A 14,471-nucleotide genomic window follows, 5' to 3' on the forward strand; every position below is an offset into this window, starting at 1 on the left:
TCGCACTAATGACCAAGGTGACACTGATTAAAACCATATATCCATCGTCTTTCAAGCGGCAAGATGAATGTTTGCGGATGGAAAATCACCACTTGGGTTGCTGTTCTGCAGGGGGAAATTGCCTATGCTACACTGCGCGGCAGACTATCGGCAGCTCAAGAGAGCATGATTCAATGACGTTACAACAGTGGTGTTTTTCATTTAATGGCCGTATTGGGCGGCGAGGTTTCTGGTTGTGGATGGGGGTTTGGCTGGTATTGATGGCCGCCGCCTTCTCGCTGGCCAACTACCAGGTGGTGGCGATCCAAACCATCGCTTTCTTTATCGTCGCACTGCTATGGCCGACGGCGGCGGTGCTAGTCAAACGCCTGCATGACCGCAATAAAAAGGGTTGGTGGGCCTTGTTGCTGGTGTTGGCCTGGCTGCTGGCGATGGGTAATTGGCAGATGCTGGCACCGATTTGGCAGTGGGGAGTGGGGCGTTTTATTCCGACACTGATTACGGTGATGATGTTGATCGACCTGGGGACCTTTGTGGGTACCGAAGGGGACAACCGGTTTGGCCCTGAGGCCGAACCGGTAAAATTCCGCTAGACTCAAGCTCAATCAAACTGCAGGTAGGCGGCAAACGAGCGAATCCCGATGAGCTTACATAGGTAAGTGATTCGGGTGAACGAGAACAGCCAACACCGCTGCAGCTTCATTGACGATGGGTATAAGTTACCAATAGTGCTCGCTGGTAATATGCCCAGGCTTGCGCCGTAGATGTTTGCGCATCTGGCGGTGATCTTTTAGCGTTTGCTGGGTATCTCTTACCATTTGCGGGTTGCCACACAGCATCACATGGCTGGTTTCGGCATCAATGGTTAGGCCGACAGCCGCTTCTAACTGACCGTTTTCCAACAATGCCGGGATGCGCCCACACAGAGAACCGGCAACGTCTTCACGGCTGACCACGGTTTGAATACGCAGTTTGCCATTATAGTGCTGCTGAAGTTGCTGCATTAACGGCAGGTAACTGAGGTCACTGGCCCTGCGGGCCGCATGGATCAGTACCAGGTTATTAAACCGCTCCAGGTCCTTCCCTTCCCGTAGGATCGACAAATAAGGGCCAATCGCGGTGCCGGTTGCCAGCATCCATAAGGTGTCACAGGTGGGGACTTCTTCCAGTACAAAGAACCCGGCGGCCTCTTGGGTCACCTGCACGTCATCCCCAGGGCGCAGTTGTTGCAGTTTCGGGCTCAGTTTCCCATCCGGTACCATGACCAGATAGAACTCCAGGTTGGGGTTGTCGGGCGCGTTGACATAAGAATAAGCACGCTGCACCCGTTCACCATCGACATCCAGCGCCAGTTTGGCAAATTGCCCCGCAGTGAAACTGTTGATTGGGGCATTGAGGGTGATGCTGAACAATGTCTCCGTCCAGTGCTGAACCTCTATTACTTTGCCATTAACCCATTCAGCCATATCTTTCATGCTCCTGTGGTTTGATTCACTTAAAGTCTATCTGATAAGACTGTGACGTACAGTGTAATTTATGCATGTGATGGTGAGGGTGATAACGCTCAGCGGACTTGAGCCCAAAGTGGCTTTACCAGCCACTTCAGTTCAATTTAATTCAGGGCCATCGGCTGAGCGTTTAATGCTGATCGTTCAATGCTGAGCATTTAATACTGATCGTTTCATGCTGATCGTTTAATAACTACAGCAAGAAGGGATGCAGCGAGCTGTCTTTACGGTCCAGATAATGGGTGGAGCGGATGCGGCGGATAGTGCGTGATTTACCGCGAATCAGCAGGGTTTCAGTGGTGGCGATATTCCCCTTGCGGCTAATACCGTCCAGCAAGTCACCTTTGGTGATACCAGTGGCAGCAAAGATCACATTATCAGTGCGCGCCATATCATCCAACAGCAAGACCTTACCCGCTTCGATACCCATTTGCTGACAACGAGCCAGCTCCTGCTCACCAATACGGCGGTTTTCTTCGTTGTCGCCTTTTACCTGATGGCGCGCCAGCAAGCGGGCTTGCATATCGCCATCCAGTGCGCGGATCACGGCGGCAGAAATAACCCCTTCCGGTGCGCCGCCAATGCCGTACATCACATCCACTTCGCTTTCTGGCATACAGGTCAAGATGGAGGCTGCAACATCCCCATCAGGAATGGCGAACACTTTCACCCCAAGCTGTTGCATTTGCATGATCACCTCATCATGGCGTGGCTTTGCCAAGGTAATGACGGTGAGCTCTGATAGCGGTTTACCAAGACGGTCGGCGATATTGTGCAGGTTGGTGGCTAAAGGCAGGTTGAGGTCGATAACCCCCCGAGCTTGTGGGCCAACCACCAGTTTTTCCATATACATATCCGGTGCATGCAGGAAGGAGCCCCGATCGCCCACCGCCAATACCGCTAATGCGTTAGACTGCCCCATGGCGGTCATTCGGGTCCCTTCGATAGGATCAACAGCAATATCGACCCCGTCCCCCAATCCAGTACCCACTTTCTCGCCGATATACAGCATCGGCGCTTCATCAATTTCACCTTCGCCGATCACAATCTGGCCATCGATATCAACTCTGTTGAGCATAATACGCATGGCGTTCACCGCAGCACCGTCGGCGGCATTTTTATCGCCGCGCCCCAGCCATTTATAACCCGCTAGAGCGGCGGCTTCGGTAACGCGGGAAAATTCGATGGCTAATTCACGTTTCATGGCAAACCCGTTACTGGATAAAAGGAAGGAAAATTTCGGCGAAGTTTATCACAGAGCAACGCTAGCAGGGGGAGACAAATGTAACGATGGCCATTCAAGCGGTTAGCGTGACCACTTGAATGACCATCAACATAACACCGATTAATCAGTCGTGATCTTCCCAGGCTTGCGCGCGGGCAACGGCTTTTTGCCAACCGCGATAAAGTAAGTTACGCGCGCTGGTTTCAATCCCAGGGTGGAATCGTTTCTCAATAGCCGCTTTGCCCTTCACTTCATCCAGGTCATTCCAGTAGCCAATGGCTAGCCCCGCCAGATACGCCGCCCCCAATGCAGTAACTTCACGCACTTCAGGGCGTTCAACGCAGGTTCCCAGAATATCCGCCTGGAACTGCATCAGGAAATTATTGGCAACCGCCCCGCCATCCACGCGTAAGGCTTTTAGGCTGGTATTGGCATCGGCCTGCATGGCATCAAGCACATCACGGGTCTGGTAAGCGATAGATTCCAGGGTGGCGCGGATAATGTGGTTACTGTTCACCCCACGGGTCAGGCCGAAAATAGCGCCACGCGCATAGGGGTCCCAATAAGGGGCACCGAGCCCGGTAAAGGCGGGGACCACATAAACACCGTTGCTGTCGGCTACCTTGGTGGCGAAGTATTCTGAATCGGCAGCATCGCTGATTAATTTCATTTCATCACGCAACCATTGAATAGAGGCACCGCCAACAAAAACGGCCCCTTCCAGTGCGTAGTTCACCTCACCTCGTGGGCCACAGGCGATGGTGGTCAGCAGGCTATGTTGGGATTGCACCGCCTTGTCACCGGTATGCATCAGCAGGAAACAGCCGGTCCCATAGGTGTTTTTCGCCATCCCCGCGTGGACGCAGAGTTGACCATAGAGCGCCGCTTGTTGGTCGCCAGCAATACCTGCAATCGGGATACGAGTTCCCCCTTCCCCCCAATATTGGTCTGGCCAAAGATTTCAGAAGAGGAACGCACTTTTGGCAGCATGGCTCGCGGAATACCCAGCACTTTAAGCATATGGTCATCCCAGTCCAGCGTATGGATATTGAATAGCATGGTGCGAGAGGCGTTAGTGTAGTCGGTAACATGCACCTGCCCTTGGGTCATCTTCCATACCAGCCAAGTATCAACGGTGCCGAACAGCAACTCACCGCGCTTGGCACGTTCGCGGGCACCCTCCACATGGTCGAGGATCCATTTGACCTTGGTCCCAGAAAAGTAGGGGTCAATCACCAAGCCGGTATTCTGGCGAATATACGCTTCCAGACCGCCCTGTTTGAGTTTTTCGCAGATCTCGGCAGTACGGCGGCACTGCCAGACAATGGCGTTATAAATCGGCTTACCGGTCTCTTTTTCCCACACGATAGTGGTTTCGCGCTGGTTGGTGAGACCAATAGCGGCGATTTGATCAGAGCTGATATCGGCTTTGGCCAGTACTTCAACCAGCGTTGAGCTCTGAGATGACCAGATTTCCATTGGGTCATGTTCCACCCAGCCGGCCTTGGGGTAGATTTGTGTGAATTCACGCTGTGAGACCGCGACAATATTCGCATCGTGATCAAGCACCACAGCACGTGAGCTGGTGGTACCCTGATCGAGAGCAACAATATATTTTTTTTCAGTTGTCATAAATTCATCCTGCGGTCATTAACCGTTAGCGTATCCATTACGGCTTGGTTTTGTCCTGACTGGTCTGCCTAAAAACTGTGGCTATAGACAGTAAGGGGCCAGCTACTTACAATTGATTTTATTGAAACAAGCGTGTTCTCGGGACCCACGCCTGCTCTATAGCCAAATTCACTCAAACTGATGGTTTTATTGCCACTTGAGTGGTGACAGCGATTATTGTGGCAGTCTCGTCGCGCAAGTATCTACCACTGAAGTGATAATGATACTTATTATAATCGAGTTTTTTCAAGCTGCAGGTGGGCAGTAACGGTGTCAATTTAAGTAAATCCGAGCAAGTGGAGCCGATTTTCCTGTAGCTTGATGGACGACAGGTATAGATCTATGCCTTGCTATATATGAGAGGACTAAAGAATGTCATTTGAAGTATTTGAAAAACTGGAAGTAAAAGTTCAGCAGGCAATCGATACCATCACGTTGTTGCAGATGGAAATTGAAGAACTGAAAGAGAAAAACAGTTCTCTGTCTCAAGAAGTTCAGCACTCTGCGGGTCAGCATGAAGCCTTAACGCGTGAAAACCAGCAGCTAAAAGAAGAGCAGCATGTATGGCAAGAGCGCCTGCGTGCCTTGCTGGGTAAAATGGACGAGGTTTGATCACTGTTGTTTTGAGTGACAAATGAGTCTGCGGGGGAATGCCGGTCAGCCATGCTGATGGGTATTTTCCCGTTTTGTTTTTGGGCTATTGATGGTTGTTGATACCCAGCATTGGGCCCAATAAAAAACAGAAAGCGCGGTAACAATTTTCGTTCCCGGTGCCAGACCGGAAAGCGTTAATTGTGCCGCGCCTGATTATCAGCGGTATTGATTAATACGCTGCGAGTGGCACTTGCCAGTTTTCGTGATAGATATGTGTGGCTTGCTCCTGCGTGGTAACAGGGTCGCCAGTCAGCCGATAGCCGATGGTCAAGGCAAAATCAAACGCTGCCCCCAAACCCTGGCCGCTGATTAAGTTGCCATCTTCTACAACTTTTTCAGCCACGTAGGTCCCATCTTCGATTTCCAGATGCAGACCGTCGGAACAGACATAACGGCGGCCTCTCAGCATCCCGTTGGCGGCCAGCACCAGCGCAGCGGCAGAGCTCAATGGGCAGATCAATTTGGCAGCCTGGTCATGACGGCGGATAAACTCCACAGCCAAGGCATTTTCTGCCATTTCGATGGTTGCTTTGGGCCCACCGGGGATCACCACGGCGTCGTACAGTTGGCTTTTGCGGCGTTCTAGCAGCGCATCAGCGAACATACGCATCTGGTGGTAGCTGCGGAGCTCCAGCCGATCCTGACAGGACAGCAGTTCCACTTCGATATCCATACGGCGTAACACGTCGATCACGATAACCGCCTCAGCCTCTTCAAATCCTTCGCTTAGCAGGACGGCAACTTTCTTGGTCATAGCATCTCCAGCAATGGACGGGTAAATACCCCAGACTAAGTTAGGTTAGCAGATAAAAAGGCCAGCCGTTGTAGCAGAGGCGAAGTGTAAGAGGGTGATCGCGGAAATATGAATTCCCCCTTAGCGTGATGTGGGATTCGCGCTATAATCGCCCCTTGCTTGTGATTTGCAGAGGAAGATCTTCGTCCCCGGTGGGGCGGCTGGACTTCAAATCCAGTTGGGGCCGCCAGCGGTCCTGGGCAGGTTCGACTCCTGTGATCTTCCGCCATTCGGTGTCTCCTTCTGAACGCCACTAAAGTCAATAAATCCCTTATAATACAAACAAGTAAATCCACTATTTTTCTTCTAGTGTCAACTCATGTCTATCAGAATAAAGTATGTTCTGGGGGCATAAAAGATGCCCCAATTTTTGATATGCCCCCAAAGAAGCTAACAACCCGATAAGTTGAAACAGCCAGGCCGCACAGCTTGATCACGTGGATAAGAACAATATTTGTGGCACCTACGACCATGCTAAGTATCTGGATGGCAGGCGTGAAATGCTGCAGTGGTATGCGGACTATATGGATAACCTGGAACGTGATGGGAATGTGGTACATGGGGAGTTTGGGCGTCGAGCTTAGGTTGAAGTGGTTTTTCTGAACTAGACCAACAGCACTGGCAGTGATGCTGGTGCTGTTGGTTTTAACGGGACTTGTTTTTTTAAGACCGAGAATGGCCCTGGTTCCACTGATAAGACTGGTGGCAGCGCAGGCCGAGTAAGGTATGTAATTGATGATGTAAAGGTGTGTCTAGCGGTAGAACGCTCGCAATACCTTGATGTTGAGGCAAGCTCATCATTGAGGACTAGCGAGTTCTGCTACAAAGTGATATTAAAAGCACCTTGCAGGCTGAATCTTTCTACTGAGCTGGAGCAACGCCGAGCGCAAACAAGCAGGGCTAGAGGAATTAACCGAACATGGCATACCATTCGAGATCCAGCAAAAGGCTGTCGCTAACGGCAGCTTTTGATCTGGTCACCCACGTCGCCTTTGACCTGAAGCCACTCACTCGGCCTGAACGGGTCAACAACGTGAAAAAGCGTGATGTGTTCGGCAAATACGGTGAACAAGCCAAGTCCGTACTGGAAGTTTTACTCGAAAAATTTGCCGATCATGATGTACAAGACATAGAGGAAGCCAATGTGCTGGAATTGCCACCATTTGACCAATGTTGGTAGCAAAACACAAATCCGGCGGGGTATTTTTGGTGGCGTAGAGCAATACACCCGCCGTGAAGGAGCTGGAACTGGCTCTCTACAACATATCCGAACAAAAACAGGCTTGATTAAGCAACGGGCCCTCAACAAGCGAATAGAAAGATGAATCTCAGTAGTATCATTAAATCCATTCAAGACATCATGCGCAAAGATGACGGCGTCGACGGCGATGCACAACGTCTCGGCCAGCTCACATGGATGTTGTTCCTCAAGGTGTTTGACCAACGTGAGGATGAATGGGCTGATGATAACCCGGCGTATATCTCTCCCTTGCCTAAAGAATACCGTTGGCGTAACTGGGCAGCTTATGTAGCGGATGCTGATGGCAAAAAGAAACCACAAATTGCCGGTAGTGAATTGATCAGCTTCGTCAACAACGAGTTATTTCCAACTCTCAAAGATATTGATGCTAACAGAAGCCCCCAGCACAAAGTCATCCGCAGTGTTTTTGAGGATGCTAATAACTACATGAAATCCGGCCCGCAGATGCTGGCTGTGATTGAAAAGCTGGAAGGTGCTATCAATTTCCACGACTTTACCATCCGCGCCAATATCGGCAATGTGTACGAGCAGCTACTCAACGATTTGCGTGGCGCAGGTAATGCAGGGGAATTCTATACCCCACGCGCCATCACGGCCTTTATGGCCGATAGAGTCAACCCACGTCTAGATAAGCGCGAGACAGTCATGGATCCCGCTTGTGGAACAGGCGGTTTCTTGACCGCCGCCATAGAGCATTTCCGCAACCAACTCACGACAATGAAATCACCGCGTCCTGAAGACAAGCGTGCCATTGAAGAGTTGATCCTTGGCATTGAAAAGAAGCAGTTACCACACCTGCTCTGCACCACCAACATGCTACTGCATGGCATTGATGTGCCCAGCCAGATCGAGCACAAAAACACGCTAGGTATCGGCTGGAACGAGTGGAAGGCCAGCGACAAGGTTGATTGCATTATCACCAACCCACCATTCGGCGGATATGAAGACGATGGCGTTGGCAGCGACTATCCGGCTGACTTGCGCACCCGCGAAACCGCCGACATGTTCATGGCGCTCATCATCAAGAAACTGTTGAAGGAAAAGGGTCGCGCCGCCGTGGTGCTACCCGATGGTTTTCTGTTTGGTGATGGCATCAAAGGCACACTGAAAAAGCTGCTGCTGCGTGACTGCAAGTTGCACACCATCGTCCGCCTACCCAAAGGAGTGTTCGCGCCCTACACTACCATCAAAACCAACCTGCTGTTCTTCACCAAGGGCAATGCGATCAATGACGGTACCGATCACTTCCATACCGACACCATTTGGTACTACGAGCACCCCTACCCGCCAGGTTACAAAAGCTATTCCAAAACCAAGCCCATCCGGCTGGAGGAATTCGACCCTGAACGAGAGTGGTGGGGCTCGGAGGACAACGACTTTGCCAACCGCGTGGAAAACGAATTCGCCTGGAAGGTGGATTTCAAAACCAAGCGCGAACAGGCCGAAGCCGCTGCCCAACCGCATTGGGAAAAAGCTGAGCAACTTCGAGTTAATGCTGGATTGAATCGTCGTCAAGCAAAATACCTTTCGGACAGTGTAACCGGGCGACGTAATGATCCAGAACTAGTAGAATACCTGAAGGAGCAACTAACGGATTTACAGAGCGACTTAAAGCAAGTCGAGGAGAATGGGCGACTTTATGTCTCGGTGCTCATAGAGGAATTACAAGCTGCAATTAAGTGTCAAAGCACTCAGCAAATTATTTCTCTGCTGGAAAATTCTGTAACCCGTTTACGAGATGTTGCGGATGGACTGGACTTGCAAGCCCGCGACGCCCAAGCCACTGGCGACCGTATCTACTGGCCGATCTTCAACCTTAACATCAAAAACCCCAACACGCCGGAAGAAGAAAACCACGACCCAGATGTATTGCTAGAGAAATACAAAAAGTTGCTGGGCGAAATTGAAGAAACCGAGAATCAGCTCAAAAGTGAGTTGGCAGCCGCGCTGGCGCATCACTTTGTTGACGAGGATGCCTGATGGACGCGAAACAGTTTTTGGCCGAGTTTGGGCATATTGCCAATGCGCCTGAGGGAGTTGGGAAACTACGGGAGTTGATCTTGCAACTTGCGGTGCAAGGAAAACTAATCGTATACACAGCATCTGGTGTGTCGTCACGCGTTTTGCTGGACGAAGTTCGTGCTCTTAAAGCAGAGCTGGTTTCCTGCAAAAAGCTCCCGCGTCAGAAGCTGTATCCAGAAGTGTTGAGGAGAGAAATCGCCGTTGATGCTCCATCGCATTGGGAATGGGCCCGTTTCGGTGAGCTCTGGCAACTTTTATCTGGTCGTGATCTGGAGCCTAGTAAGTACAACGATTCAAAAAATGGAATTCCGTACATAACTGGTGCTAGCAATATTGAGAACGGGATCATTGCTGTTAACCGATGGACTCCAGATCCTGTTGTGGTTTCAATCACTGGTGACTTGTTAATAACATGTAAGGGCACTATTGGAAAAACAGCATTCAATACTCTTGGTGAAGTCCATATTGCCCGCCAAATCATGGTAGTAAGGGATTTTTCCGAAAAACTAGATAAAGGCTTTCTGAAAATCTGGCTTGACAGCTTTGTTGGTCAACTGGTAGAAAAATCCAAGAGCATGATTCCGGGTTTTTCAAGAGATGACCTGGTGTTGGCTGCCTATCCGGTACTACCTATTGACGAACAATCCCGCATCGTCGCCAAAGTCGAGGAGCTGATGGCCTTGTGCGACAAGTTGGAAGCGCAGCAACAAGCCCGCCGCAAACTGCAAAACAACCTGCGCCAGTCTATGTTGCAAGCCGTCACCAGTGCCACCAGCCCGCACGAACTGCAAACCAGTTGGACGCGCTTGGCCAACAACTTCGGGAGGCTGTTTCATGTGCAGGAAGATGTGACAGCTTTCAAGGGATTGATTCTAGATTTGGCAGTAAGTGGCAAATTGCTGAGTATAGGGCAACGCCCTGCTTCTAGCGGAGCTGAATTGCTTGACTCGATTTCTACCAAACGCATTGAATGGTCAAAAGAATCTGCTGGGCAAGAGCAAAAAGAAGCCTTGGCGATGTTGAAAAAGCTGCGTACCCAACAGATAGCCATACCTGAAGCAACCCTACCAAAGCATTGGGTCTGGGCATCGCTGCTGCAGGTGTCGCAAGTAATTGTTGATTGCCACAACAAGACAGCACCATATGTCAGTAATGGCATTCACCTTATTCGCACTTCCGACATCAGAAATGGTCGAATGGTTCTGACCAAAACTAAGAAAATATCTGAAGAAACCTATGCCTACTGGGCAAGACGGATGCCACCCAAGAGTGGTGATATTTTCTTTACCAGAGAAGCACCTATGGGCGAAGCCGCAATCGTCCCGGAAGGGGAGAAAGTATGTCTCGGACAGCGCTCGATGCTGATCCGATTTTTCTCGGATCTGTTCAGCAATCGCTTCCTTCTGTACGTCATTCAGAGCCCTAGCTTCCAATCGAGAATGTTTGAAGCAGCGATAGGTATGACAGTCAAGCACTTACGAGTTGGTGGCGTTGAGGATCTCGTTGTTCCAGTGCCGCCCAAGGCAGAGCAAGATCAAATAGTTGCTATCGTCGATGCGCTTTTCAACATATATGATCGTTATGCGGAACAACTTGCCCGAAAGCAGGATATTGCTAGCAATCTTGCCACTAGCGCGGTTGCTCGTCTGACCGGCATCGCTATCGAACAAGAAGAGGAATCCATGAAAGCCCCACAAACCGAGCTGATCGCCCCACTACGCTTGGGCACTGCGCCCAACATCAAAGCCCAGGCACCACTGGCAACTATTCTTGCCCGCCATAACGGCGAGATGTGCGCCAAGGATTTATGGCAGCGCTTTGGCGGTGAGATTGTTGCCTTCTACACGCAACTGAAAACAGAAGTGGCGCACGGCTGGATTCTAGAACCGGCCCCCGCCGAAGTGCGTGAAAAACCGGCTGACACGGTGAGCGCCTGATATGCAACTTCTACGCATCTGTATCCCAACCTTTCGCAATCTGCGCGATCTCGACATCGCTTTCACAACGCACTTGCAGCCAACTGCAAGTGCGACAGATGCACCGCCCAAACCCATCCGTAGCCACGCCCTGATTGGTCAGAACGGCACCGGCAAATCCAATTTGATCGAAGCGCTGATCACCATCTTTCGCGATGTGGATCTGGACCGCGAAGCGGCTTTTGATTACACGCTGGAATACAGTATTCGTGGCCATATTGTGCGCATTAAGGCTGATACCGCCAAGCAAAAGCGCCCCTATGTCTGGGTGGACGGCGACCGAGTTAGTCAAGAATATCTGACCAAGAACGACCCGCCAGGTAAAGAACCGAAAGACCATCGTCGTGGCCCGCGCCTACTGCCAACACATATATTTGCTTACTACTCGGGCCGCAACGAGCGTATCGAAGCCTTGTTTCAAGAGCACCAGCGCCGCTTCAATCAACGTCAGGAAATCACTACAGATGAAGTGCTATCCGACTCCTATGAAGCTCCTGATCGAATGATCGAGCTTGAAGAAACCTTGCGTAAGTTCAGCGGGAAAGAACAGAACAATCTCAGCGAAGCTGAACGCAATGAGCTGCGTGGGATTCAGGATGAACTAAAGCTATTTAACGAACAAAGAGCACAATTCTTTGCAAAAGCAGAGAATCGACATCGTGGGCGCGTAAAGCATCTTGGCGACGACCGCTTGCGCCGCCTATTCTATTGTCGCGGTGGCCACAGCCAACTGGTACTGCTGGCCTGCCTGCTGTCTGACGACCCGGTGTTTCAGAAGGTGCTGAAGAACCTGCACATCGAGTCGCTGGAATCCGCACTGTTTGTGCTGAAAGAACCGCACCGCCTGCGTGAAAAGCGCCGCAGCGGCAAATTCGACGAGCAGGAACTGAATGAAGGTGACCCGCGCTTTTGGTATGCGCGCGGCAATGTGGTTAGCGAGTTCCTAGACAAGCTGTGGCAAGTAGCTTGGGCTCCAATTGAGCAAGAGGCGACCAAACAGATCGACTTCCGTGGCCGCACCGAAAAACAAAAACAGCTGTACCTTTTCGTGCCAAGTCAGGAGAAGCTTAAACTACTTGGCGAACTGGTCGACAGTACCGACAGTTTTTTCCGCTACGCCGAGGGTGCTTATATTGGTGACCTGATCGAAGAAGTGCGCATCACGGTGAAGAAGCGCGATGAACACGGCGGCAAGGTAAGCTTCACACATCTGTCAGAAGGCGAACTGCAAATGCTCACTGTGTTAGGCCTGATGCGCCTCACTCGCGAAGATCATTGCCTCTTTTTACTTGATGAACCAGATACCCACCTGAACCCGATCTGGAAGCTACGCTACTTCGACGATATCGAAGGCGTAATGAGCTCCAATGATGCCGCGCTGGTAAGAAGCGAGTCGCAAATCATCATCACCACTCATGATCCCATGATGGTGGGCAGCTTGAAGCGTGAGCAAGTATATATACTGCGTCGTGATGGTAACCGTACCTTGGTCGAGACCCCGGATGAGCATCCGCAAGGGATGGGCGTAACAGGACTACTCAAGAGCGACTTGTTTGGTTTGTCGTCCACGCTGGATATCGAAACCGAGCGCCGCTTGTTTCGGCGCAATGAACTGTTCGTCCTGTCACCTCGCTCCCCCGAAGAGGATGAAGAACTGAACCACTTATCAGCTGAGTTGGCTGACCTGGGCTTTTCGACCGCCGACTTCCGTGACCCTGACTACGCAATGTTTGTGCGCAAGATGGCGCAACACCGCCGTTTCCGCAAACCCGTGCTCACACCCGAGGAGCAGGCCGAGCAGGATGCCATTGCCGATTCGATCATTGATGAGATTTTGCGAGAGGAGGGTGGTGAGTGATTTTCATCGATCTTGAAAATAAGCTCCCTACTGATGCAGACCTTCCTGCTGATATTCGCTGGTCACCAGCCGCTTGGGACGCTTGGTTGAAAGAGTCTGATCGCCTGGTCGGCGAACTTGCCAAGCTCGATACTGCGGGAACAATTAAAGAGCGCAATGCGTTGATCGACAAACACAGTAGCCATTGGGGAAAACTGAAGCCTTGGTTACTGGCGTTGTCTGGGGGTAAATGTTGGTTTTCAGAGGTACGCGAGCTGTACTCACATTACGATGTGGAGCATTTTCGACCCAAGAAAGAAGCTAAGGCATTGGATACAAGCCTACGTGATGGCTACTGGTGGCTGGCATTTGACTACATGAATTTCCGCGTGTGCGGCAATGTCGGCAACCGTAAAAAAGGTGGGTGGTTTCCACTCAAGGACGGCTCACTTTGTTCTACCTACTCCGAACCCTGTGAGGAATCCGAAACGCGTTATCTACTCGATCCGATTGATGACGATGACGTTGCGCTTATCGCCTTCGACGAAGAAGGAAAGGTCATTCCTATGCCAGGTTCCTCTGCTTGGGAGCAGGAGCGAGTCAACGAGACGGTAAAACGGCTCAAACTCAATCAACATACCCCCCTAGCAGAAGCTCGTCGTAAAGTCTGGCAGCAAGTGGACAGGCTAATCGATGACTTTACAAAAGCCAAAGCCCGTTGCGAATCAGGCAATAATCCAGCGGCCAAAGCGAAGTTGTCCGAAGTTCGAGCACGAGTGCGCGAAATGACCAGCCCAACAGCTGAATTATCATCTGTTGCTCGTTGGTGTTTGTTGGTGCGCAATGACCCACAGATTTCTAGATTGGTTGGGTGAGGCGACGGCCAACCTCTAGTCTCCCTGAGTTTGGTAAAGGCACTGCTAACAAAATTTTTGTACTGTATGCAGCTGAAAATGCTCGTAGATCTGATTAAACAAATCTGCCACATCTATTGTGAACTGCACCACATCTCCACCAGCATCCTTACCGTAGTGGTTCAGTTCACCTGGTAATGCACTACGCTTTTTTGCGCATCTTTTCAACCCATTCGTTCATAATTTCAGCTTCGTAGAGAGAGGTTTCCGTCCAGTCACTCTGTGAGCGTAAATAATAGACATAGGGCTGTGTGTCGAATGCGTGTTGCCCTTCTGGCAACGCCAATGGGAAGAATTGATCCACACAGGTCATGCATATCAACCACCATTCCAACTGCTTAAGCATTTCGCTATCACCTTGTTTCACGAAAAGGCAGCCAGGATACTGGTACTCGGTTTGTACACGGGTATTGGCATGGTAACGGCCATCGCCTTTTGTCACCGTATTTTGCCAGTGTGCACCGAGGCGTTTCGCCAATATCGGCCCGGTCCTCGGTTGGGAAGAAAAACGTGCCATGCAGGTAATAACCTTTTTGATGGCCATATTCCAGATACCAGTACGCACCCACGCAATGCTCAAATTCCGGTGTGTTGCGCAATTCGCTTAAAA

Annotated in this window: 11 protein-coding genes, 1 tRNA gene and 2 pseudogenes; 9 read left to right on the forward strand and 5 right to left on the reverse strand. The window is 50.9% G+C overall.

All coding sequences use genetic code 11. From position 1 onward, the window contains the following. Positions 1 to 173 precede the first annotated feature (173 nt). A complete protein-coding gene (locus ACX9GV_RS17510; protein WP_473196369.1) occupies positions 174 to 593 on the forward strand; it encodes a DUF805 domain-containing protein in 420 nt (139 codons plus the stop codon). Positions 594 to 719: 126 nt separating this feature from the next. On the opposite strand, the gene fpr is transcribed toward ACX9GV_RS17510, so the two are convergent. The 3 genes and pseudogenes from fpr to glpK all read right to left on the reverse strand — a co-directional run bounded on the left by fpr (position 720) and on the right by glpK (position 4,365). Continuing rightward, positions 720 to 1,466 (reverse strand): ferredoxin--NADP(+) reductase, encoded by a 747-nt coding sequence (gene fpr, locus ACX9GV_RS17515; protein WP_023490691.1) that lies wholly within the window; start codon positions 1,464 to 1,466, stop codon positions 720 to 722. Positions 1,467 to 1,701: 235 nt separating this feature from the next. Continuing rightward, positions 1,702 to 2,712, reverse strand: a complete 1,011-nt coding sequence (glpX, locus tag ACX9GV_RS17520) for a class II fructose-bisphosphatase (RefSeq protein WP_023490692.1) — start codon at positions 2,710 to 2,712, stop codon at positions 1,702 to 1,704. A 145-nt stretch (positions 2,713 to 2,857) separates the two neighbouring features. Then, positions 2,858 to 4,365: pseudogene (gene glpK, locus ACX9GV_RS17525) on the reverse strand (glycerol kinase GlpK). A gap of 411 nt (positions 4,366 to 4,776) precedes the next feature. Between glpK and zapB the strand changes: the two are divergent. Continuing rightward, positions 4,777 to 5,016 (forward strand): cell division protein ZapB, encoded by a 240-nt coding sequence (zapB, locus tag ACX9GV_RS17530; RefSeq protein WP_023490694.1) that lies wholly within the window; start codon positions 4,777 to 4,779, stop codon positions 5,014 to 5,016. 211 nt (positions 5,017 to 5,227) lie between these two features. Here zapB and ACX9GV_RS17535 read toward each other — a convergent pair whose 3' ends face one another. Further along, positions 5,228 to 5,812: a DJ-1/PfpI family protein gene (locus ACX9GV_RS17535; RefSeq protein WP_473196370.1), complete on the reverse strand. Its 585-nt coding sequence runs from the start codon at positions 5,810 to 5,812 to the stop codon at positions 5,228 to 5,230. A 173-nt stretch (positions 5,813 to 5,985) separates the two neighbouring features. Here ACX9GV_RS17535 and ACX9GV_RS17540 point away from each other — a divergent pair. The 7 genes and pseudogenes from ACX9GV_RS17540 to ACX9GV_RS17570 all read left to right on the forward strand — a co-directional run bounded on the left by ACX9GV_RS17540 (position 5,986) and on the right by ACX9GV_RS17570 (position 13,822). Continuing rightward, positions 5,986 to 6,080: transfer RNA gene (locus ACX9GV_RS17540), tRNA-Sec, on the forward strand. Positions 6,081 to 6,276: 196 nt separating this feature from the next. Beyond that, a pseudogene (locus ACX9GV_RS17545) lies at positions 6,277 to 6,435 on the forward strand (integrase); the annotation flags it as partial. A 335-nt stretch (positions 6,436 to 6,770) separates the two neighbouring features. Next, positions 6,771 to 7,031 (forward strand): type I restriction-modification enzyme R subunit C-terminal domain-containing protein, encoded by a 261-nt coding sequence (locus ACX9GV_RS17550; protein ID WP_473196371.1) that lies wholly within the window; start codon positions 6,771 to 6,773, stop codon positions 7,029 to 7,031. Positions 7,032 to 7,172: 141 nt separating this feature from the next. Then, positions 7,173 to 9,092 (forward strand): class I SAM-dependent DNA methyltransferase, encoded by a 1,920-nt coding sequence (locus ACX9GV_RS17555; RefSeq protein ID WP_473196372.1) that lies wholly within the window; start codon positions 7,173 to 7,175, stop codon positions 9,090 to 9,092. After that, positions 9,092 to 11,071 carry a restriction endonuclease subunit S gene (locus tag ACX9GV_RS17560; RefSeq protein ID WP_473196373.1) on the forward strand — a complete coding sequence of 660 codons (1,980 nt, stop codon included), beginning with the start codon at positions 9,092 to 9,094 and terminating at the stop codon, positions 11,069 to 11,071. Before ACX9GV_RS17555 ends, ACX9GV_RS17560 begins: the two co-directional genes overlap by 1 nt. Position 11,072: 1 nt before the next feature. After that, positions 11,073 to 12,968: an AAA family ATPase gene (locus ACX9GV_RS17565; protein ID WP_473196374.1), complete on the forward strand. Its 1,896-nt coding sequence runs from the start codon at positions 11,073 to 11,075 to the stop codon at positions 12,966 to 12,968. After that, positions 12,965 to 13,822 carry an HNH endonuclease family protein gene (locus ACX9GV_RS17570; RefSeq protein ID WP_473196375.1) on the forward strand — a complete coding sequence of 286 codons (858 nt, stop codon included), beginning with the start codon at positions 12,965 to 12,967 and terminating at the stop codon, positions 13,820 to 13,822. Before ACX9GV_RS17565 ends, ACX9GV_RS17570 begins: the two co-directional genes overlap by 4 nt. A gap of 181 nt (positions 13,823 to 14,003) precedes the next feature. Here ACX9GV_RS17570 and ACX9GV_RS17575 read toward each other — a convergent pair whose 3' ends face one another. Continuing rightward, entirely contained in the window at positions 14,004 to 14,378 is a 375-nt protein-coding gene (locus tag ACX9GV_RS17575; RefSeq protein WP_473196376.1) for a hypothetical protein, read from the reverse strand. Between the last annotated feature and the right edge of the window lie 93 nt (positions 14,379 to 14,471).

It is taken from the genome of Serratia sp. 25CWL12 (assembly GCF_055790885.1).